Annotated in this window: 21 protein-coding genes; 8 read left to right on the forward strand and 13 right to left on the reverse strand. The window is 52.8% G+C overall.

The annotated features are described in order from the left end of the window. Positions 1–72: 72 nt before the first annotated feature. The 4 genes from RTY00_RS00290 to cpxP all read right to left on the reverse strand — a co-directional run bounded on the left by RTY00_RS00290 (position 73) and on the right by cpxP (position 3,995). On the reverse strand, positions 73–1,062 hold the full coding sequence (locus RTY00_RS00290; RefSeq protein WP_061720313.1) for a sulfate ABC transporter substrate-binding protein: 990 nt from the start codon (positions 1,060–1,062) through the stop codon (positions 73–75). A 143-nt stretch (positions 1,063–1,205) separates the two neighbouring features. Then, complete coding sequence (gene pfkA / locus RTY00_RS00295) at positions 1,206–2,168, reverse strand: 6-phosphofructokinase (protein WP_101760662.1); 963 nt, start codon at positions 2,166–2,168, stop codon at positions 1,206–1,208. 209 nt (positions 2,169–2,377) lie between these two features. Then, positions 2,378–3,280 (reverse strand): CDF family cation-efflux transporter FieF, encoded by a 903-nt coding sequence (fieF, locus tag RTY00_RS00300; protein ID WP_312663060.1) that lies wholly within the window; start codon positions 3,278–3,280, stop codon positions 2,378–2,380. A gap of 202 nt (positions 3,281–3,482) precedes the next feature. Beyond that, a complete protein-coding gene (cpxP, locus tag RTY00_RS00305) occupies positions 3,483–3,995 on the reverse strand; it encodes a cell-envelope stress modulator CpxP (RefSeq protein ID WP_008109700.1) in 513 nt (170 codons plus the stop codon). Between the two features lie 150 nt (positions 3,996–4,145). Here cpxP and cpxR point away from each other — a divergent pair, with 150 nt between their 5' ends. Genes cpxR through trmL form a run of 3 tightly spaced genes read left to right on the forward strand, consistent with a single transcriptional unit; the run spans position 4,146 to position 6,726 of the window. Then, positions 4,146–4,844, forward strand: a complete 699-nt coding sequence (gene cpxR / locus RTY00_RS00310; RefSeq protein ID WP_007885339.1) for an envelope stress response regulator transcription factor CpxR — start codon at positions 4,146–4,148, stop codon at positions 4,842–4,844. Beyond that, positions 4,841–6,217 carry an envelope stress sensor histidine kinase CpxA gene (gene cpxA, locus RTY00_RS00315; RefSeq protein WP_312663061.1) on the forward strand — a complete coding sequence of 459 codons (1,377 nt, stop codon included), beginning with the start codon at positions 4,841–4,843 and terminating at the stop codon, positions 6,215–6,217. Before cpxR ends, cpxA begins: the two co-directional genes overlap by 4 nt. Before the next feature lie 35 nt (positions 6,218–6,252). After that, the gene (trmL, locus tag RTY00_RS00320; protein ID WP_312663062.1) at positions 6,253–6,726 is read left to right on the forward strand and encodes a tRNA (uridine(34)/cytosine(34)/5-carboxymethylaminomethyluridine(34)-2'-O)-methyltransferase TrmL; all 474 of its coding nucleotides are present in this window, start codon (positions 6,253–6,255) and stop codon (positions 6,724–6,726) included. On the opposite strand, the gene cysE is transcribed toward trmL, so the two are convergent. The 5 genes from cysE to RTY00_RS00345 all read right to left on the reverse strand — a co-directional run bounded on the left by cysE (position 6,723) and on the right by RTY00_RS00345 (position 9,836). After that, positions 6,723–7,538 carry a serine O-acetyltransferase gene (gene cysE / locus RTY00_RS00325; RefSeq protein WP_008109705.1) on the reverse strand — a complete coding sequence of 272 codons (816 nt, stop codon included), beginning with the start codon at positions 7,536–7,538 and terminating at the stop codon, positions 6,723–6,725. The genes trmL and cysE overlap by 4 nt on opposite strands. A gap of 69 nt (positions 7,539–7,607) precedes the next feature. Beyond that, positions 7,608–8,627: an NAD(P)H-dependent glycerol-3-phosphate dehydrogenase gene (gpsA, locus tag RTY00_RS00330; protein ID WP_312663063.1), complete on the reverse strand. Its 1,020-nt coding sequence runs from the start codon at positions 8,625–8,627 to the stop codon at positions 7,608–7,610. Then, positions 8,627–9,091, reverse strand: a complete 465-nt coding sequence (gene secB / locus RTY00_RS00335) for a protein-export chaperone SecB (protein WP_007885330.1) — start codon at positions 9,089–9,091, stop codon at positions 8,627–8,629. Before secB ends, gpsA begins: the two co-directional genes overlap by 1 nt. 40 nt (positions 9,092–9,131) lie before the next feature. Further along, entirely contained in the window at positions 9,132–9,386 is a 255-nt protein-coding gene (grxC, locus tag RTY00_RS00340; RefSeq protein WP_007885328.1) for a glutaredoxin 3, read from the reverse strand. An 18-nt stretch (positions 9,387–9,404) separates the two neighbouring features. After that, a complete protein-coding gene (locus RTY00_RS00345) occupies positions 9,405–9,836 on the reverse strand; it encodes a rhodanese-like domain-containing protein (protein ID WP_008109709.1) in 432 nt (143 codons plus the stop codon). A 249-nt stretch (positions 9,837–10,085) separates the two neighbouring features. Between RTY00_RS00345 and envC the strand changes: the two genes are divergently transcribed. From envC to RTY00_RS00360, 3 genes are all read left to right on the forward strand, one after another. Then, complete coding sequence (gene envC, locus RTY00_RS00350; protein ID WP_154194954.1) at positions 10,086–11,387, forward strand: murein hydrolase activator EnvC; 1,302 nt, start codon at positions 10,086–10,088, stop codon at positions 11,385–11,387. Between the two features lie 3 nt (positions 11,388–11,390). Then, entirely contained in the window at positions 11,391–12,287 is an 897-nt protein-coding gene (locus tag RTY00_RS00355; RefSeq protein ID WP_312663064.1) for a divergent polysaccharide deacetylase family protein, read from the forward strand. Between the two features lie 138 nt (positions 12,288–12,425). Continuing rightward, the gene (locus tag RTY00_RS00360) at positions 12,426–13,526 is read left to right on the forward strand and encodes a glycosyltransferase family 9 protein (protein ID WP_312663065.1); all 1,101 of its coding nucleotides are present in this window, start codon (positions 12,426–12,428) and stop codon (positions 13,524–13,526) included. A 3-nt stretch (positions 13,527–13,529) separates the two neighbouring features. On the opposite strand, the gene RTY00_RS00365 is transcribed toward RTY00_RS00360, so the two are convergent. Genes RTY00_RS00365 through rfaD form a run of 4 tightly spaced genes read right to left on the reverse strand, consistent with a single transcriptional unit; the run spans position 13,530 to position 17,620 of the window. Further along, entirely contained in the window at positions 13,530–14,633 is a 1,104-nt protein-coding gene (locus tag RTY00_RS00365; protein ID WP_312663066.1) for a glycosyltransferase family 9 protein, read from the reverse strand. After that, entirely contained in the window at positions 14,626–15,624 is a 999-nt protein-coding gene (gene rfaC, locus RTY00_RS00370) for a lipopolysaccharide heptosyltransferase RfaC (RefSeq protein ID WP_312663067.1), read from the reverse strand. Before rfaC ends, RTY00_RS00365 begins: the two co-directional genes overlap by 8 nt. 2 nt (positions 15,625–15,626) lie before the next feature. Next, a complete protein-coding gene (gene rfaF / locus RTY00_RS00375; RefSeq protein WP_312663068.1) occupies positions 15,627–16,670 on the reverse strand; it encodes an ADP-heptose--LPS heptosyltransferase RfaF in 1,044 nt (347 codons plus the stop codon). A gap of 17 nt (positions 16,671–16,687) precedes the next feature. After that, positions 16,688–17,620 carry an ADP-glyceromanno-heptose 6-epimerase gene (rfaD, locus tag RTY00_RS00380; protein WP_008109718.1) on the reverse strand — a complete coding sequence of 311 codons (933 nt, stop codon included), beginning with the start codon at positions 17,618–17,620 and terminating at the stop codon, positions 16,688–16,690. Between the two features lie 231 nt (positions 17,621–17,851). Between rfaD and RTY00_RS00385 the strand changes: the two genes are divergently transcribed. Continuing rightward, positions 17,852–19,060 (forward strand): glycine C-acetyltransferase, encoded by a 1,209-nt coding sequence (locus tag RTY00_RS00385; RefSeq protein ID WP_312663069.1) that lies wholly within the window; start codon positions 17,852–17,854, stop codon positions 19,058–19,060. Further along, a partial coding sequence (gene tdh, locus RTY00_RS00390; protein ID WP_312663070.1) for an L-threonine 3-dehydrogenase occupies positions 19,057–20,027 on the forward strand: 971 nt, incomplete at its 3' end. The genes RTY00_RS00385 and tdh, both read left to right, overlap by 4 nt.

A 20,027-nucleotide genomic window follows, 5' to 3' on the forward strand; every position in this document is an offset into this window, starting at 1 on the left:
CGCCTGGCAGGTGATGAAAGTCACGGACTAAAACAAAACGGCCAGCACTCTCGCTGGCCGTTTTTTTATTCGTTATGGCTTCATCACCTGATCGTAGCTGCCGCCATCGGCGAAGTGGGTTTTCTGGGCTTGCGTCCAGCCACCAAACTTGCTGTCGATAGTGAACAATTTTACCGGAGCGAATTTATTGGCAAATTTCTTCGCAACGGCTTCATCACGTGGACGGTAGAAATTCTCCGCCGCGATGGTCTGGCCTTCCGGCGAGTAGAGATACTTGAGATAATCTTCGGCCACTTTACGCGTGCCCTGCTCGTCGACCACTTTATCCACCACCGAAACCGTTGGCTCCGCCAGAATCGATTCGCTTGGGGTGACGATTTCAAACTTGTCTTTACCCAGCTTATCCACTGCAAGATAGGCTTCGTTTTCCCACGCAATCAGCACATCGCCAATGCCACGTTCTACGAAGGTATTGGTCGCACCACGTGCGCCGGAATCCTGTACTTCCACGTTCTTAAACAGCGATTTCACGTAAGCCAGCGCTTTGGCCTGATCGCCATGGTTCTGATCCAGCGCCCAGCCCCATGCAGCCAGATAGTTCCAGCGTGCGCCGCCCGACGTTTTCGGGTTTGGCGTGATGACGGAAACGCCCGGTTTAATTAGATCCGGCCAATCATGAATGCCTTTTGGGTTGCCTTTACGCACCAGGAACACGATGGTCGAGGTGTATGGCGCGGAGTTATCCGGCAGGCGTTTGATCCAGTCTTTATTGATACGACCACGGTCAGCAATAGCATCGACATCAGATTGCAGCGCCAGCGTAACCACATCAGCACGGATGCCATTGATCACTGAGGTCGCTTGTTTACCGGAACCGCCGTGCGACTGGCGAATCACCACGTTGTCGCCGGTTTCCTGCTTGTAATGCGCGCTAAACGCTTTGTTGTACTGCTCGTACAGCTCACGGGTTGGATCGTAAGAGACGTTTAACAGCTGAATATCCTTTGCCAGAACACTGGTTGAAGCCAGTAACAGGGTGACACCAATACTCCACTTATTCATTGCTTGCTCTCCCGAGGTCGTTATAGAACAAGACTGACACAAACTTATCCACGGATTAAAGAATTAAAAATAAGCTGTTATAACTGGAGGGAATATGAGCAGGCATTAAAAAGGCGCGAATCTCGTCGCGCCTTGATAGGAAATTAGTAGAGTTTTTTCGCGGTATCCAGCCAGTCGCGTTTGAATGGACGCTTCATATTTTCAATCGCGTCGATGATGTCGTGATGCACCATCTTCTCATTCTGAATACCGACGCAGCGGCCGCCATAACCTTGCAGTAGCAGCTCGATGGAGTAAGAACCCATGCGCGATGCAAGGATGCGGTCATAGGCACAAGGTGCACCGCCACGCTGAATGTGACCGAGAACAGTGGCGCGGGTTTCGCGTTTGGTTTCAGCTTCGATGAAGTGCGCCAGATCGTCGATATCGCAGATGTGCTCGGTAATCGCCACGATGGCGTGCTTTTTACCTTTGGCAATGCCGGCTTTGATTTCGGCAACCAGCTCTTCACGGGTATATGGGATTTCAGGCAGCACGATGAACTCACAACCACCGGCAATCGCTGCCGCCAGCGTTAAATCGCCGCAGTAACGGCCCATCACTTCTACGATGGAGATGCGCTGGTGAGAAGATGAGGTGTCACGCAGGCGGTCAATCGCTTCAACTACAGTTTCCAACGCAGTGAAGTAGCCAATGGTGTAATCGGTGCCTGCTACGTCGTTATCGATGGTGCCCGGCAAGCCGATGCATGGGAAGCCCATTTCGGTCAGGCGCTTAGCACCCATGTAAGAACCATCACCGCCGATGACCACCAGCGCATCAATGCCGCGCTTTTTCATGTTATCAATCGCGGTCTGGCGCACTTCATCGTTGCGGAATTCTGGGAAGCGTGCGGAACCGAGGAAGGTGCCGCCACGGTTGATCATGTCTGACACGCTGTAGCGGTCGAGGTTGATCATGCGATCTTCGTACAATCCCAGATAGCCGTCGTAAATACCAAAAACTTCCAGTCCTTCACTCAGCGCGGAACGTACAACTCCGCGAATGGCTGCGTTCATGCCTGGGGCGTCGCCGCCGCTGGTCAGTACTCCGATTTTTTTGATCATGACAACCTCTGGATTGTTCAAAAACTAAGGATTATTCCTGCCATGTGTCCGGCGTGGACCAGCTCGCGATCGCATGGCTTAATAGTTGCAAAATAGTATATCAAACGCTTGATGCTGAATTGATTCAGGTCAGACAAGTTTTCGCTAATTTTTTACAGAGTTGTTAGCGTTACGTCACTTTTTTTGTGTAATTGCATGATTTTAAATCGCTAACCTTGAAAAAAGCCGTGTTGATTGCTCGGCACAACAGAGCAGGGATCTTGATGGATGATCACGTCTGAGCCGGGAAACTTCTTCAGTAATGCCTGCTCAATTTGATCGGCCACCTGATGCGCCTGCACCAACGGCAACTGATCTTCCATCTCCAGATGCAGCTGGATAAAACGCGTAGGGCCCGATTGTCGCGTGCGCAGTGCATGTGCGCCGCGAACGCCCGGCCAGTTGGTCACCACGTTGATGATCTCCTGCGTTTCATGCTCGGGCAGTACGCGGTCTAACAGCGCCTGTACCGCGTCATAACCCATCCGCAAGGCGTTATAAAGAATGTACACGCCGATGCCGAGCGCGAACAATGCATCCGCCCGTACAAAACCATAGCTGCTCAAACCGAGGGCGACCAATATTGCGCCGTTCATTACCACATCAGATTGATAGTGCAGCATGTCCGCGCGAATCGCCTGGCTGCGCGTGCGACGCACCACCCAGCGCTGGAAGGCAACCAATGTCAGGGTTGAAAACAGCGCAATCACCGTAACCACAATGCCCACCAGCGGCGCATGTAAAGTTGCGGGCGATGCCAGATGCTGAATGCCGGTGAGAAACAAAAACAGCGCCGAGCCGGAGATAAACATGCTTTGCGCCAGCGCGGCCAGTGATTCGGCTTTACCATGACCGAAGGTGTGATCGTCATCGGCCGGCTGCAGAGAATAGCGCACCACCAGCAAGTTGGTGAGTGAAGCGGCGATGTCCACTAATGAATCCACTAATGCCGCCAACATGCTGACTGAACCGGTATGCCACCAGGCGAAAATTTTCACGATCAACAGTAGCGTCGCCAGCGTAGTCGCCGCTAACGCCGCCCGATTGACTAACTTTGCATAGGAAGAATCCATGCTATGCCTCGCCGGGTCGCACGCTTCATCGGTGCGGCCTTTAGGTCTCAAGATGGCTAAAGTTTATCATCGGCAGAAGTGTGCTGCGTGATTGAATTTTAAGACAATGATGTTAGAGAGAAATGACAGGCAAAAAAAACCCCCGCATCATGCGGGGGAAGACAGGGATGGTGTCTATGGCAAGGAAAACAGGGATACTATGTTACTGGTTACTGCTGGTACTACTCACTGCTTGCAGCGGTGATGATGGCTGCAATCCTGAGAGCCGACGAACTTCAGCTAATCGTCGCTCATAATTTTTCTGCAATGTCGCTTGCTGTGCAGGCGTTAGCAGGTGGTACATCTGATTACGAACCCGAGCCATCTCGACTTGCTGTTCTATCGCTGCGCGGGCTTGTTTCTCTGCCTGCTGTCGAATAGCCGATTCGTTAAATTTGTCTGCAATGACAAGGTCATGCATAGTTTCTATATCTTGAACGCTGATTGTTGGGCGTTCGTGTCGCGCTTGCTGCATCAGGTCTCGCATCTGTTGCCGCTGTTGTTCAGTCAGCTCAATGCCATCGAACATGTAGCTTTGCGGATTTTGCGTCATACTGCCTGTCGTCAATCCGCTGTTCGGATGCATCTCGTCAATCGTCGTCGTGTCTGCTGCTTCGGCGCTGGCGTGACTGAGAACCATCGCTGAGGCAATGACGACGGCGGTTAAGTAGCGCATCGTTAACTCCCAGTTCGTTCCGTTTTGCGATTCAACGAGAGCCAGTGTACGGCGGTGGCTGCAAACATCCGTCAGGGGGTGTAAAACTACGTAAAGCGTTGGATTGCAAGTCAAGGAACACGGTATTTTGCCTGCGGAGGGCAATAAAAAATGAATAAAATCCTGTTGGTTGATGACGACCGCGAATTAACTTCGCTGCTTAAAGAACTGCTTGAGATGGAAGGTTTTGAAGTTATTGTGGCAAGCGATGGTGAGCAGGCGCTTAACCTGCTAGACAACACCGTGGACTTGTTATTGCTTGATGTAATGATGCCGAAGAAGAACGGTATCGACACGTTGAAAGAACTACGCCAACAGCACCAAACTCCGGTCATTATGCTGACTGCACGTGGCAGCGAACTGGACCGCGTTCTGGGCCTTGAATTGGGCGCAGATGACTATCTGCCTAAGCCGTTTAACGATCGTGAACTGGTGGCGCGTATTCGTGCCATTTTGCGCCGTTCAAACTGGAGCGAGCAGCAACAGCAGCACGATAACAGCTCACCGACGCTGGAAGTCGACTGCCTGCGCCTGAATCCGGGTCGTCAGGAAGCCAGCTTTGATAGCGAAACCCTGGATCTCACCGGTACCGAATTCACCCTGCTCTATTTGCTGGCACAGCATCTGGGTCAGGTGGTATCGCGTGAACACCTTAGTCAGGAAGTGTTGGGCAAACGTCTGACGCCTTTTGACCGCGCTATTGATATGCACATTTCTAATCTGCGTCGTAAATTGCCGGAACGTCGTGATGGTCATCCGTGGTTTAAAACCCTGCGCGGACGCGGCTATCTGATGGTTTCGGCATCATGATTGGAAGTTTAACCACCCGCATCTTCGCCATCTTCTGGCTCACGCTAGCGTTGGTGTTGATGCTGGTTTTGATGGTGCCCAAACTCGATTCGCGCCAGATGACCGCATTACTGGAAAGCGAGCAGCGTCAGGGCACCATGATTGAACAGCACGTTGAAGCGGAGCTGTCACAAGATCCGCCAAACGACTTAATGTGGTGGCGTCGCCTGTTCCGCTCCATCGACAAATGGGCGCCGCCCGGTCAGCGCTTGTTATTGGTGACCAGCGAAGGCCGGGTGATTGGCGCGCAGCACAATGAAATGCAGATCATCCGTAACTTTATTGGGCAGTCGGATAACGCCGATCACCCACAAAAGAAAAAGTATGGTCGCGTTGAAATGGTTGGGCCTTTCGCGGTTCGTGATGGCGAAGACAACTATCAGCTCTACCTGATTCGTCCTGCCACCAGTTCACAGCTGGATTTCGTCAATCTGCTGTTTGACCTCCCGCTGTTGCTGCTGATTGTCACTATGCTGATCAGCTCGCCATTGCTGCTGTGGCTGGCGTGGAGCCTGGCGCGTCCCGCCCGCAAACTTAAATATGCGGCGGATGAAGTGGCAAGCGGCAATTTGCGTCAGCATCCGGAACTGGAATCGGGACCGCAAGAGTTTCTGGCTGCGGGTTCGAGTTTCAACCAAATGGTGAGCGCGCTCGAACGCATGATGACGGCGCAACAGCGTTTGCTATCCGATATCAGCCATGAACTGCGTACGCCGTTGACTCGCTTGCAGCTGGCAACCGCGTTACTGCGTCGCCGTAATGGGGAAGGCAAAGAGCTGCAGCGCATCGAAACGGAAGCGCAGCGTCTTGATGGCATGATTAACGATTTGCTGGTGCTGTCGCGTACGCAACACAATAACGCACTGGTCAGTGAAGCAATGAAGGCCAACCAGCTGTGGAACGGCGTGTTGGAAGATGCCAAATTTGAAGCCGAGCAGATGGGCAAACTGATGGAAGTGCCTTATCCGCCTGGCCCGTGGCCGCTGTACGGTAATCCACATGCGCTGGAGAGTGCGCTGGAGAATATCGTGCGTAATGCGCTGCGCTATTCGAATTCGCATATCAGCGTCAGCTTCTCGGTGGATATCGAAGGCATCACCATCCACGTCGATGATGATGGTCCGGGAGTCAGTCCAGAAGATCGCGAGCAGATTTTCCGTCCGTTCTACCGCACCGATGAGGCGCGCGATCGTGAATCAGGCGGCACCGGATTGGGCCTGGCGATCGTCGAAACGGCCATCCAGCAGCATCGCGGCTGGGTCAAAGCCGATGACAGCCCGCTCGGGGGTTTACGCCTTACGCTGTGGCTGCCGCTGTACTCCGCCCGTCAATAATTTGTTATGCTTCGGCCCTCGTTTCTGGGGGCCTTATGCTAAACATTGTCTTATTTGAACCTGAAATTCCGCCAAATACCGGCAACATCATTCGCTTGTGCGCAAATACCGGTTTCCAGTTACACCTGATTGAACCGCTGGGCTTTGCCTGGGATGATAAGCGCCTGCGCCGCGCCGGGCTGGATTACCACGAATATACCGCCTTAAAAAAACACGCTAATTACGCAGCATTTCTGGCAACGGAAACGCCTCAGCGCATGTTCGCGCTCACCACCAAAGGAACGCCTGCGCACAGCGCGGTGAATTATCAAAAGGGTGATTATTTGGTGTTTGGTCCGGAGAGTCGTGGTTTACCCGCAGATATACTCAACGCGCTACCCGCTGAGCAGAAAATCCGTATTCCGATGATGGCGGAAAGCCGCAGCATGAATCTGTCTAATGCGGTATCTGTGGTGGTGTATGAAGCGTGGCGCCAGCTCGATTATGCTGGCGCGCTGATCAAAGGCTAGATGCCGTCGCCGTACTCAAAGCCCGCGCCGTTGAAGTGCTGATCCATATCCATCGACGGTTTATCGCTGGTCGGTTTACCGACAATGCGCGCTGGCACGCCGGCCGCCGTGGTATGCGGCGGTACGGGCTGCAGAACAACGGAACCGGCACCGATTTTCGCACCTCGTCCCACTTCAATGTTGCCCAAAATCTTGGCACCCGCGCCAATCATCACACCTTCACGGATCTTCGGATGGCGATCGCCGCTGGTTTTACCCGTACCGCCGAGCGTCACCGATTGCAGGATCGAAACATCATTTTCGATGATGGCCGTTTCGCCGATAACAATGCCGGTGGCATGGTCAAGCATGATGCCGCGACCAATGCGCGCCGCCGGGTGAATATCCACGGCAAACGAGACGGAAATTTCGTTCTGCAGATAAACCGCCAGTGCGCGGCGACCTTCTCTCCATAACCAGTTGCCAATGCGATAAGCCTGCAGGGCGTGGAAGCCTTTGAGGTAAAGCAGCGGTGTGGAATATTTATCAACGGCGGGGTCACGCTGACGCACAGCCTGAATATCGTAGGCTGCGGAGACAATCATCTCTGGGTCTTCACGGTAGGCTTCTTCCACGATTTCGCGGATGGCGATGGCAGGCATGATCGGGTTCGCCAGTTTGTTGGCGAGCATATAGCTGAGCGCACTGCCGAGGTTTTCGTGTTTAAGCAATGTCGCATGGTAAAAGCTGGCCAGCATCGGTTCACAGTCGGCCAGTGCTCTGGCTTCGGCTTTGATATGGTTCCAGACCAGTTCTAACTCTTCAGACGACATTGCTGTTTGCTCCCGATAAAAAAAGCGCCTGATGGGGCGCTACAGGTGGTGACGCTGGCGCATCCTGCTTCAGCTTTGGCTGTTTTCGTCCTTCCTTGCACGGCCAAGTAAGGTTAATGCTGCCTCTCGCGCTGATTTTCCGCAATAGAGCACCTGATAAATCTGCTCGGTAATTGGCATTTCTACGCCAACACGCGCGGCCAATGCTTTGACTTCCTTGGTGTTTCTGTAGCCTTCTACAACTTGTCCGATAATGCGTTGAGCATCGTCTACGCTCTCGCCTTGCCCCAGCATCATGCCGAAACGACGGTTGCGCGACTGATTATCGGTACAGGTCAGCACCAGATCGCCTAAACCGGCCATGCCCATAAAGGTGGTGGCATCGGCACCCAGCGCTGCGCCGAGACGGCTCATTTCCGTCAGGCCACGGGTGATTAAGGCTGTACGCGCGTTGGCACCAAAGCCAATGCCGTCAGAAATCCCCGCACCAATCGCAATCACGTTCTTCACCGCGCCGCCTAATTGCACGCCGATGAAATCCTGATTGTTATATACGCGGAAACTTTTACCGCAGTGCAGCTTTTGCTGCAGGTCTTCAGCGAACTCCGCATCGGTCGATGCCAGTGCGATTGCCGTTGGCATGCCAGCAGCCAGCTCTTTAGCAAAGGTGGGTCCGGAAATCACCGCTAACGGAATCGCATCGCCGAGGATTTCACGCGCCACATCCTGCAGCAAACGGCCGGTCTCTTTTTCCAGTCCTTTCGTCGCCCAGACAATCCGCGAATCAGCACGCAGATGCGGCTTAAGCTGCGTCAGCACGTCGCCAAATACATGGCTCGGCACCACAATCAGCAGATCGCGACTGGCGTTAACCACGCTAGCCAAATCGGCTTCAGGAACGAGATTATCAGGGAAAGGCACATCGGGCAGGAAAGCGGCATTGCAGCGGTCAGCTTGCAGCTGCGCCACGCTTTGAGGATTGTGGCCCCAGAGCAGAACCGGATGGCCGTTACGGGCCAGCGTGATGGCCAATGCGGTGCCGTACGAGCCGGCACCGATGACGCTAATTGAAGCGTTGAGTGTAGTCATCAGGCATCCTGATGTGGCGCTTCGCCTTCACCTTGCTGCTGCAGATAGTTCATGAACAGCGCATCAAAGTTAACTGGCGCCAGGTTGAGCTGCGGGAAAGTACCACGAGACACAAGGCTGGTTACGCATTCGCGTGCATACGGGAACAGAATGTTCGGGCAGTAAGCGCCGAGGCAATGTGCCATCTGCGTGCCTTCGATACCGCTGATGGTGAAAATACCCGCCTGCTGGACTTCGCACAGGAATGCGGTCTCTTCGCCAACGGTTGCGGTTACTGTAACACGCAGAACGACTTCAAAAACACCATCAGCCAGCTGAGAAGAGGCGGTGTCCAGGTCCAGCTTCACTTCCGGTTCCCACTCTTTCTGGAAAACCTGCGGTGCGTTTGGCGCTTCGTAAGAAACATCTTTGGTGTAAACACGTTGAATCTGGAACTGCATTTCGCTGTTGCTTTGCTCTGACATGTGTCTAAATCCTGTGAGTTAAAATTGTCTGACCGAAAAGTTATGCCTGGAGTAGAGGATCAAGTCCCTGACGCCCATCCAGCGCGTAAAGATCGTCACAGCCGCCAATGTGCTGCGCATCAATAAAAATCTGTGGCACCGTCGTGCGGCCGCTGCGTTGAATCATCTCTTCACGTTTCGCCGCGTTCCCGTCAATGGGAATCTCCTGGAACGACACGCCTTTCTGATCCAACAACGCCTTTGCACGGTGGCAATAAGGACAAGTGACTTTGGTGTAGATCTCTACATTCGCCATACGGTTACCTCAAAGAAGTTATTTACCGCGCACCAGTGGCAGATTTTCACCACTCCAGCCGCTCACGCCATCTTTCAGTACGGAGACTTTCTCGAAGCCCGCTGCGCTCAATTTCGCCGCAGATTCGCCCGCACTTTGACCGGTCGCGCAAACTACAATTATGTGCTGTGACTTGTGCTTTTCCAGCTCGCCAAAGCTCTCTTTTTTGATGTCTGCTGCCGCTACGTTGATAGCCCCAGAAATGTGTCCTTTGCGGTAATCGTCACGTGAACGAACGTCTACCACCACCGCGTCCTCTTTGTTAATCAGGTGGGTTGCTTCACCACGACTGATGGTTTTTACTTTAGAGAACATACCTTTAACGGTGGTCACAATCACGAGAACGAGTAAAGCAACCCATGCCAGACTGAGGATGGGGTGATTGCTTGCAAACTGCATAATTTCTTGCATGAGGGGTAACGACTCCAAACCGGGCTGATAAGCTAAAACAAGGGTTCTGAGTATACCTGCGCCACTTCGCATGTACAGTCGCTAAGGGAACAGAGTTACGATTTGTGCGTCATTTTCCAAAAAAAGTGTTCTAATCCCAAAATTAAGACAAAGTTTATGCCGGTAAGCTCGGGACAGACATTTTTAGCAAAGTAAAACCCGGCCGGGCTAACTGGTAAGCGGCTGTTCATCGTGGAATAATTATCGACTATGAAGGGAAAAGCGACCGTTACACACACAAGGACCCGTCACAACGGCACTGCGCTTCCGTTGTCATTCCGCTGGTCCGAAATCTCCCTGAGTCTGCTTCTGGCGGGCACATTATTACTTCCTGCTGCCGCTCGCAGTGCGGATGACAGTAAAACGCAGCTGAAGTCCATCCAGCAGGACATCGCCGAGAAAGAGAAGAGCGTTAAGGCGCAGAAAGTGCAGCGCAGTAAGCTGTTGGATCAACTGCAAAGTCAGGAAAAAGTGATTGCGCAGGCCAGCCGTCAGCTGCGCGAAACGCGTAACAGCCTCAGCACGCTCGAGGGTGAAATTGCGCAGGTCACCTCTTCTATCTCGCGGCTGGAAAAGCAGCAAGCGCAGCAGGAAAAACTGCTGGCACAACAGCTTGATGCCGCCTTCCGTCAGGGACAGCACAATGGTCTACAGTTGCTGCTTGGTGGTGAAGAAGCCCAGCGCAGTGAGCGTATTCTTGCCTATTTCGGCTATCTCAACGCCGCACGTCAGAAAAACATCGACGATCTCAAGCAAACCCAACAGCAATTAGCGGAACAGCGCCAATCATTGCGGGGTAAACAGGATCAGCAAAAATCGTTGTTAGCTCAACAACAGACGCAGCAAAGCAAGCTGGAAGTGGCCAGCGCGGCGCGTAAGAAAACGCTCACCGTACTGGAAAGCTCGCTGGAGAAAGATCAGGCTGACCTGGTTGAGATGCGTGAGAACGAAAGCCGACTGCAGAGCAAAATCGCCAAGGCTGAGCGTGAAGCGCGTGAACGTGCCGAACGGGAAGCGCGCGAGGCGGAAAAAGTGCGTCAACGTCAGGCACAGGCGAAAGCTAAAGGATCAAACTATCAGCCAACGCAGAGTGAGCGCGAGCTGATGGCGCGTACCGGCGGATTAGGCAAGCCCGGCGGGCAAGCGGTTTGGCCGGTACGTGGACGTATTGAACATCGCTTCGGTGAATCGATGCAGGGCGAATTGCGCTGGAAAGGTCTGGTGGTTGATGCGCCAGAAGGCACCGAAGTGAAAGCCATCGCTGATGGACGCGTACTGATGGCCGACTGGCTGCAAGGCTATGGTCTGGTTGTGGTTCTGGAACACGGTAAAGGTGATATGAGCCTTTATGGCTACAACCAAAGCGCACTGGTGAGCGTGGGTGCTCAGGTGAAGGCAGGACAGCCTATCGCCCTTGTGGGCACCAGCGGCGGCCGCGGCACGCCTTCGCTCTACTTTGAAATCCGACGCCAGGGACAGGCCGTCAATCCACTACCGTGGTTAGGAAGATAAGTTTTGTTTCAACCCTCTAAGCTCTCGGCCGCCCTGTGCGGCCTGTTTCTAACACTTTCCGCCCATGCGGGAAAACTCTCCATCGTGATCGACGACTTCGGTTATCGGCCAAAAGAAGAGAATAAAGTGCTGCAGATGCCCACCGCAATTTCCGTTGCGGTCCTGCCTAATGCGCCACATGCACGCGAGATGGCCACCAAAGCGCATCAAGGCGGTCGTGAAGTGCTGATTCACCTGCCGATGGCGCCGCTCAGCAAGCAGCCGCTGGAGAAAGACACGCTGACGCCAGAGATGAGCAGCACGGAAATCGAGCGGATTATTCGTGAAGCCAGTGGAAAAGTGCCTTACGCCGTCGGCCTGAATAACCATATGGGCAGCAAAATGACCTCCAGCCTGCCCGGCATGCAGAAAGTGATGCAGGTGCTCAATCACTACAACTACTACTTTCTCGATAGCATGACGATTGGCAACAGTCAGTCGATCCCGGCCGCACAAGGTACCAACGTTAAAGTACTGAAACGTCGCGTGTTCCTCGACGATAGCCAGGATGAGGCTTCAATCCGCACGCAGTTTACCCGCGCGGTGAAACTGGCGCAGCGCGACGGTTATGCCATCGCCATTGGCCATCCGCATCCTACGACGGTACGCGTACTGCAGCAGATGCTGCCGACATTGCCAGCCGATATCACGTTAGTGCGGCCAAGCCAGTTACTGAATGAGCCGCTGCATCAGGGCACGACTCCGCCGCCATCCAAAACGCAGCCTCCACGCTTCCGCGCGCCCGGCGTGTGTAAGCCGAACAAGCCGTTGTCGCCGGTGCCGCAGAGCAGGGCATGGCAGGTAGTGGAAGAAAGCATCGTAAATAGTTATGTTGCGCATCAACTGAATCAGCTGTTTTAACCTCCTCATCGTGGCCCGGAGACACCGTTCTGGGCCACTTAACAACGACACTTCCGGAAAAATGAAACTTATAAAACCGATGAAGGTCTTAAAGACTTGAATTTGAGAATTTTAATGATGATGGAATGAGTTCCTATAATGCGTAAATTGTGGAAAATAAAAGCGCTTGATAAAGCGATCAGGCTGTACATGCTAGTGAGAGGCAATCCACTGCAAACACCTCCAGACCTGGCAAATATCGATGCGCGTCATGTTGTTATTTTTTCCACTACGGCATTAGGTGACTTTCTTTTCAATTCACCCGCAATAAGAGCGGTTAGAGAACGCTATCCTGCTGCCATTATTACACTCGTTGCCCACCAGAAATTTTCTGAATTTCTAAAAAATGGTGAAGACTGGGATAATTTGGTTTTCTGGAATAATAAAGCCATTACTTTGTCTGACATGCTTAAAAATTTAGGCAAATTCCCCAAACCTGATTTAACGCTTCTGTTGCACTCGCATGAACCTTACGACTACATTGCTGCACTGCTGGCAGGTTCAAAATGCATTATCAAAGATAATTACGTTGATCATTTCAATTACCGCGACAAATGGTTATCAAAGTACCTCATCGATTTTCGCGGTCATATCATCCAGCGTAAGCTTTCATTAGTAAGTTGTTTGGGCTGTGACTCATCAAATATTGAAATGAAGATGCCGTTTGCGGTAACTGAAAAAGTGTTTGATAGCTCGCCAGTTATTGGATTTCAATTAGGTGCTTCAACTGCAGAACGTTGCTGGTCACCACAAAATTTCGCTTGTGTTGCGGCTTCGTTATGCTCTGCACATGCAGATTTACGTATTATTCTTATCGGTGGTCCAGATGATAAACACCGTGCCGAAACTTTTCTCCAGCATTTACCGGAATCATTGCATGCTCAGGTGAGTAATCGCGTCGGTAATACCAGCCTGCCTGAGTTGACAGCACTGCTCAATAACATGGATGTGCTATTGACTGGCGACACCGGGCCTTTGCATATTGCCGTTGCAATCAAAACGCCTACGGTGGGTTTATTTACTACAGCAAATCCATATGCTACTGGTCCGCTGCAGAATCCCGAATTACACGATATCATCCATGTTGTTCCAGACAACGGTCATCAGGAACACGAACACATTATGGACGTTATTCAACCCAGTATTGTCATTGAAAAAATATCGCGCAGACTGGCCGTAAAAGAATCATCTATGCGCTAATATTTATTGCGATCGGCTGCAACTAAGTACGCTCAACTCCTTCATAGTAAGGATAATGTCATCCACTTCAATAGATGAAACTGGATGATGTTTATCTTTAGTATAGAGCTGGCGAGCGGCATCGTATCCCGGCCCCCAAACCCTACTGTTAACATATTCACCGTGAAGGTCATTACCATATAAACTCACCAATGGCTTCTTCCATGCTGCGGCAATATGTACAATCGCCGTGTCAGGTGAAATCACCATGTCCGCCAAACGGACAATTTCACAGGCACTGGCTAAAGTATGATATGGATTAATGACTGCATCCAGATGCGTCAACTGGCTAATTCTTGCAGGATCACCTACCAGAATGATTTCAACCTGATCCCATTCGTGTTTAATTCTTTCAATTAATGCACTCAGTTGCGACAGAGACATATCCCGACGCGGATCGGCAGCATAGGGATTTATAACAACTTTGCATGGCGCTGCGATAGTCGACATAAAGTCATGAATTTCACTGCGCACCGAGTCTGGTACATGAATATCATAATCCGTACTGAATGAGATAAACTCAAAACTCTCCATCAGTAACTGGTAACGCTCTGTAACGTGACTAGAGTATCCGAGATAATCTAATGACTTGTTATAGATATTGAAGCCTGACTTATTAAACCCAACAACGTTACGGGCGTTGAGTTTCTTGAGTAACAGCAAGTGGAAGGGAGATATTTTATCTCCCATATCGATAACCACATCATAGTTATTTTTCGCCAGAGCTTTAGCTTGCTCAAGCTTATGCTGGTTATCTTTTTCTACTACGTAATACTTATTCACATAAGGATTGAATTCGATAATTTTGGCATTGTTCTTTCCTGCCAAGACATCAACCACATAACCCGCGCGCTTAAATTCACGAAATAGTGAGGTTGAAACAACCATATCGCCGATTTTATCGTCATCACGTAAAAAAAGAACCGATTTACGTGCAGAAATTGCAAACTCACGTTTGGTGCGATGATCCAATATCAGCCGAGCAATGTGTAAGCGTAGCGATTTCATCAAATAGTTACGCTGACGATTAAGCGCACGCAGCCTGGCAAATTTTTTTTTCTTATCCACGGTGGAATTGTCCGCAATCTTCAGAGGAACCTATTAACGTCTCAAGCTGGGAAAAGACTTGTTGCGCAGAAACCGATGCCAGATTGTTATCCTGCGCCTTCAGCTCATGCTGATTCTTGCCATACCCGCCAATCAGTCCCGGATCTGTGGGACCAAACAAGGTGATATTCGGGCGGTCCAGCGCCGCCGTCAGGTGACTCAAACCGGTATCCACCGACACCACCGCACGCGCGCCGGCTAACTGCTGCGCTACCTGCTCCAGCGTTAGCTTTGGCAGCACCTCAACATGGTCAAAGCCTTCCGCCAAACGTTGTGCGCGTTGATGTTCATGCTCAGCGCCCCACGGCAACTTCACGCGCAAACCTGTTGGCTGCACTAACTCAATCAACTCACGCCAGTGTGATTCCGGCCAGTGTTTGTTATCACGCGTGGTGGCGTGCAGAAACACCAGATAAGGCTGAGCGCTGTCAGGCAGCGTAGAACGGAAATGGCCAGCAATCGCGTAATCGCCCTGCGTAGAGGGCTTTTCATAGCCGAGGCTTTTGGCAAACAGCTCGCGCGTACGTTCCACCGCATGCTGTTGCTTGTTGATTTCATGGCGTTTGTCATACCACCAGCTGGCGAAAGGTTCGCGTGCACTGCGGCTGTCCTGCCCGTGCTTCTCGCCTTTTGCCAGGCGCGTAACCAGCGCGGCACTTTTGATCAGCCCTTGCGCATCCAGCACTACATCATACTGACGCGATTGTAGCTCACGCTTAAATTGCACACGCTCTTCACGCTGCTGGCTGCCGAACCAGTGCTTGCGCCAGCGGCGAATCGCCACCGGCAGTACTTTATCGACCGCCGGATGCCAGGCTGGGATTTGAGCGAAGTTCTCTTCAACCACCCAATCAAACCTGATGCCAGGAATCGCCTGCATCGCATCTGTCAGCGCCGGTAAGGTGTGCAGCACGTCTCCCATTGAGGAAGTTTTAACAATCAAAACGTGCATCTTTACTCCTGCACCGGATGCAACAGCGCGCTCAGTTCCTGATGAACGCGCGCTGGCTGAATATCAATCAGGCTCTGATGATAACCTTGCTCGGCATCACCTTTGCGGACTTTGTGATAGCCGGTGATCAAACGAATAATGCGCGCTTGTTGGGACAACGGCGGCGTGAAGTCCGGGCTACTTGGGCCATACAGCGCCACCAGCGGACGATTCAACGCTGCAGCGATATGCATCAGGCCGGAATCGTTACTGACAACCGCTGCGCAGTTCGCCAGCAGAATCACCGCTTGCTCGAGTTGCGTATCGCCGGCCAGATTCTTGCAGTGCGCACGCGCCGCTTCGGACAGCGTCTGCACAATGGTGTCGCCGGTTTCGCGGTCTTTCGCTGAACCGAACAGCACCACCTGATAACCTTCGCCAATCAGCTGCTCTGCCAGCGCGGCATAATGATAGTGCGGCCAGCGCTTCGCCGGGCCAAACTCTGCACCCGGGCAAAACCCGATTACCGGTCGATCGGCCGACAGCGCAAACTGCGCCGCCGTCATCTGCTTTTCATCGTCATCAACGCGCAATTGCGGCCACAGCAATGGCTGCGGCAGCTGCTGCGCGGAAGCAACCGGTTTGTCATAGCCGAGTGCCACATAGCGCTCAACCATCAACGGAAAGGCAGCTTTGTCCAGCACGCGCACATCATTCATTACGCCATAGCGCATCTCGCCGCGCCAGCCGGTGCGACGTTTGATCCCGGCGAAAAACGGCACCAGCGCAGATTTGAAGGAGTTCGGCAGTACATAGGCGCGGTCATAGCCGCTGGCCTGCAGGGTTTTCCCCAAACGACGACGCTCGCCCAGCGCTAATGCACCGTGGCCAAGCGGCATCGCCAGCGCCTGATTCACTTCCGGCATACGCGACAGCAATGGGCGGCACCAGGCCGGCGCCATCACGTCGATCACCGCTTCAGGATGCTCAGCCTTGAGCGTGCGATAGAGACTTTGCGACATCATCATATCGCCGACCCATGATGGGCCAATAACCAGAATTTTCATCGCTGCTGCCGATTTCCTTATGCGTTACGGTTCAGCCATGCCATGTATTCGCCCACGCCTTGCGCGACGGTTTTAAACGGCTTGTCGTAACCCGCTGCACGCAAATTGGTGAGGTCGGCTTGAGTAAACGCCTGATAACGGCCTTTCAGCTTGTCCGGGAACGGAATGTATTCAATCTGGCCTTTCTGATGGAAGTTCAGCACCGCATCCGCCACTTCCTGGAAAGATTCAGCACGGCCTGTTCCGCAGTTGTAGATACCGGAAACGCCGTTTTCCCAGCACCACAGGTTCACCGCGACCACGTCATCAACATGGATGAAGTCGCGGCGGAAATCGTCGCTGCCTTCGAACAGTTTTGGATTTTCACCGTTGCTGATCTGCGTGTTGAGATGGAACGCAACACTTGCCATGCCGCCTTTATGGCCTTCGCGCGGACCATACACGTTGAAGTAACGGAAGCCGCACACCGGCGATTCGGCTTCAGGCAGAATCTGGCGCACATAGTGATCGAACAGCATTTTCGAGTAGCCGTATACGTTCAGCGGCTGCTCGTACTGGCGCTCTTCGATGAAGTTCTCGTTGCGGCCGCCGTAAGTGGCAGCGGAAGAGGCGTAGAGGAACGGGATTTCACGCTCGAGGCAGAAGTGCAGCAGATCTTTCGAGTACTGATAGTTGTTATCCATCATGTACTTGCCGTCCCACTCGGTGGTCGCGGAACACGCACCTTCGTGGAAAACGGCTTCGATGGGGCCGAGATCTTCGCCAGACATGATGTAGCTGAGGAATTCCTCTTTATCCATGTAATCGGCGATGTCGAGATCTGCCAGATTCACGAACTTGGTGCCATCCTTCAGATTATCCACCACTAAAATGTCGGTCAGACCGCGGTCGTTCAGCGCCTTAACAATGTTGCTGCCAATCATGCCAGCGCCACCGGTTACGATAATCATATGCTTTGCCTTTAAAGAGTTGGGGGGAAACAGGAGGTTTCACCCACGAATGCCTATCATCATAACATTTCAGCCAGACGCAGGCAGCCAGATGACTCCGTAAGCGCTGCACAAATCCTGTCCGCAGCGTGAACTATGCTGCAAAACCGAGATATTGATGGCTGAAATGTCGTTGCTTCGCTTTTCGATCAGTAATATGTGCCAAATATTTGCTATCTGAGGAGCATAATCATGTCCAATCAGTTTTATTCGCAAATCCGTCAACAACTTGAGACAACACGTCAGGACGGATTGTTCAAACAAGAACGTACCATCACGTCGGCGCAACAGGCAGAAATCAACGTTGCCAACAGCCCGCCCGTTATCAACTTTTGCGCCAATAACTATTTGGGTTTAGCTAATCATCCGGCATTGATCCAGGCGGCGAAAGACGGCATGGATTCGCACGGTTTTGGCATGGCCTCGGTGCGCTTTATCTGCGGCACGCAGGACATCCACCAGCAGTTGGAACACAAGCTGGCTGAGTTCCTCGGCATGGAAGACGCGATTCTGTTCTCATCCTGCTTTGATGCCAACGGCGGCCTGTTTGAAACGCTGCTCAGCGCTGAAGACGCGATTATTTCCGACGCCCTCAATCACGCCTCGATCATTGATGGCGTGCGTCTGTGTAAAGCGCAGCGCTATCGTTACGCCAACAATGACATGAGTGAACTGCGTGCGCGTTTACAGGAAGCACGCGATAAAGGCGCGCGCCACATCCTGATTGCTACTGATGGCGTGTTCTCGATGGATGGCGTGATCGCCAACTTGCAGGGCATTTGCGATCTGGCAGATGAGTTCGATGCGCTGGTGATGGTCGATGATTCTCATGCGGTGGGTTTTGTCGGTTCAGCCGGACGTGGCACGCATGAATATTGCGGCGTGATGGATCGCGTCGACATTCTGACCGGCACGTTGGGCAAAGCGCTGGGTGGCGCATCGGGCGGTTATGTGGCAGCGAAGAAAGAAGTGGTTGAATGGCTGCGTCAGCGCTCACGTCCGTATCTGTTCTCCAACTCGCTGGCGCCGGCGATTGTTGCCGCCTCGCTGCGCGTGCTGGAGTTGCTGAGTGAAGGCGACGGTTTACGTCAGCGCCTGTGGGAAAATGCCCGCTTCTTCCGCGAACAGATGACTGCCGCAGGCTTCACGCTGGCCGGCGCCGATCACGCCATCATCCCGGTAATGCTGGGCGATGCCAAAGTGGCGCAGCAGTTTGCCAGTCTGTTGCAGCAGGAAGGCATCTATGTCACCGGCTTCTTCTATCCGGTGGTACCACAAGGTCAAGCGCGTATCCGCACGCAGATCTCTGCCGGACATACGCAGGCGCAGCTGGAACACGCTGTGGCTGCCTTTACCCGCATTGGTCAACAGCTGGGCGTTATTTCAGGAGCCGGGAAATGAAAGCACTCGCCAAATTAAAAGCCGAAGAAGGCATTTGGATGGTTAAGGACGCGCCGATTCCCGAGCCCGGCCATAACGACCTGCTGATTAAGATTCGTAAAACTGCTATTTGCGGCACCGACGTGCACATCTATAACTGGGATGACTGGTCGCGTAAAACCATTCCAGTGCCGATGATCACCGGCCATGAATATGTGGGTGAAGTGGTGGGAATGGGTGAGGAAGTTAAGGGCTTTGCCGTTGGCGATCGCGTTTCCGGTGAAGGTCATATCACCTGCGGCCATTGCCGCAACTGCCGCGCCGGACGCACGCATCTGTGCCGCAATACGGTAGGCGTTGGCGTCAATCGTCAGGGCTGTTTCGCTGAATATCTGGTGATTCCGGCATTTAACGCTTTCAAAATTCCTGACAACATTTCTGACGAACTGGCGGCAATTTTCGATCCCTTCGGCAATGCGGTGCACACCGCGCTGTCGTTCGATTTGGTGGGCGAAGATGTGCTGATCTCCGGTGCCGGGCCAATTGGCATTATGGCGGCGGCGGTATGTAAGCACGTCGGTGCGCGCCATGTGGTGATCACCGACATCAACGACTATCGCCTCGATCTGGCGCGCAAAATGGGTGTAACGCGCGCAGTGAACGTGGCGCAGGAAAACCTGCGTGACGTGATGAATGAGCTCGGCATGACCGAAGGTTTTGATGTCGGTCTGGAGATGTCTGGTGCGCCACCGGCCTTCCGCACCTTGCTGGAAGTGATGAACCACGGCGGCCGCATCGCGCTGCTGGGCATTCCGCCGGGCGAGATGTCCATCGACTGGAATCAGGTGATCTTTAAAGGCTTGTTCATCAAAGGCATCTACGGCCGCGAGATGTTCGAAACCTGGTACAAGATGGCGGCGCTGATTCAGTCCGGCCTCGATCTGACGCCGATCATCACCCATCGCTATCACATTGATGAGTTCCAGCA

It is taken from the genome of Pantoea sp. CTOTU49201 (assembly GCF_032054795.1).
Classification (GTDB): Bacteria; Pseudomonadota; Gammaproteobacteria; order Enterobacterales; family Enterobacteriaceae; genus Pantoea; species Pantoea symbiotica.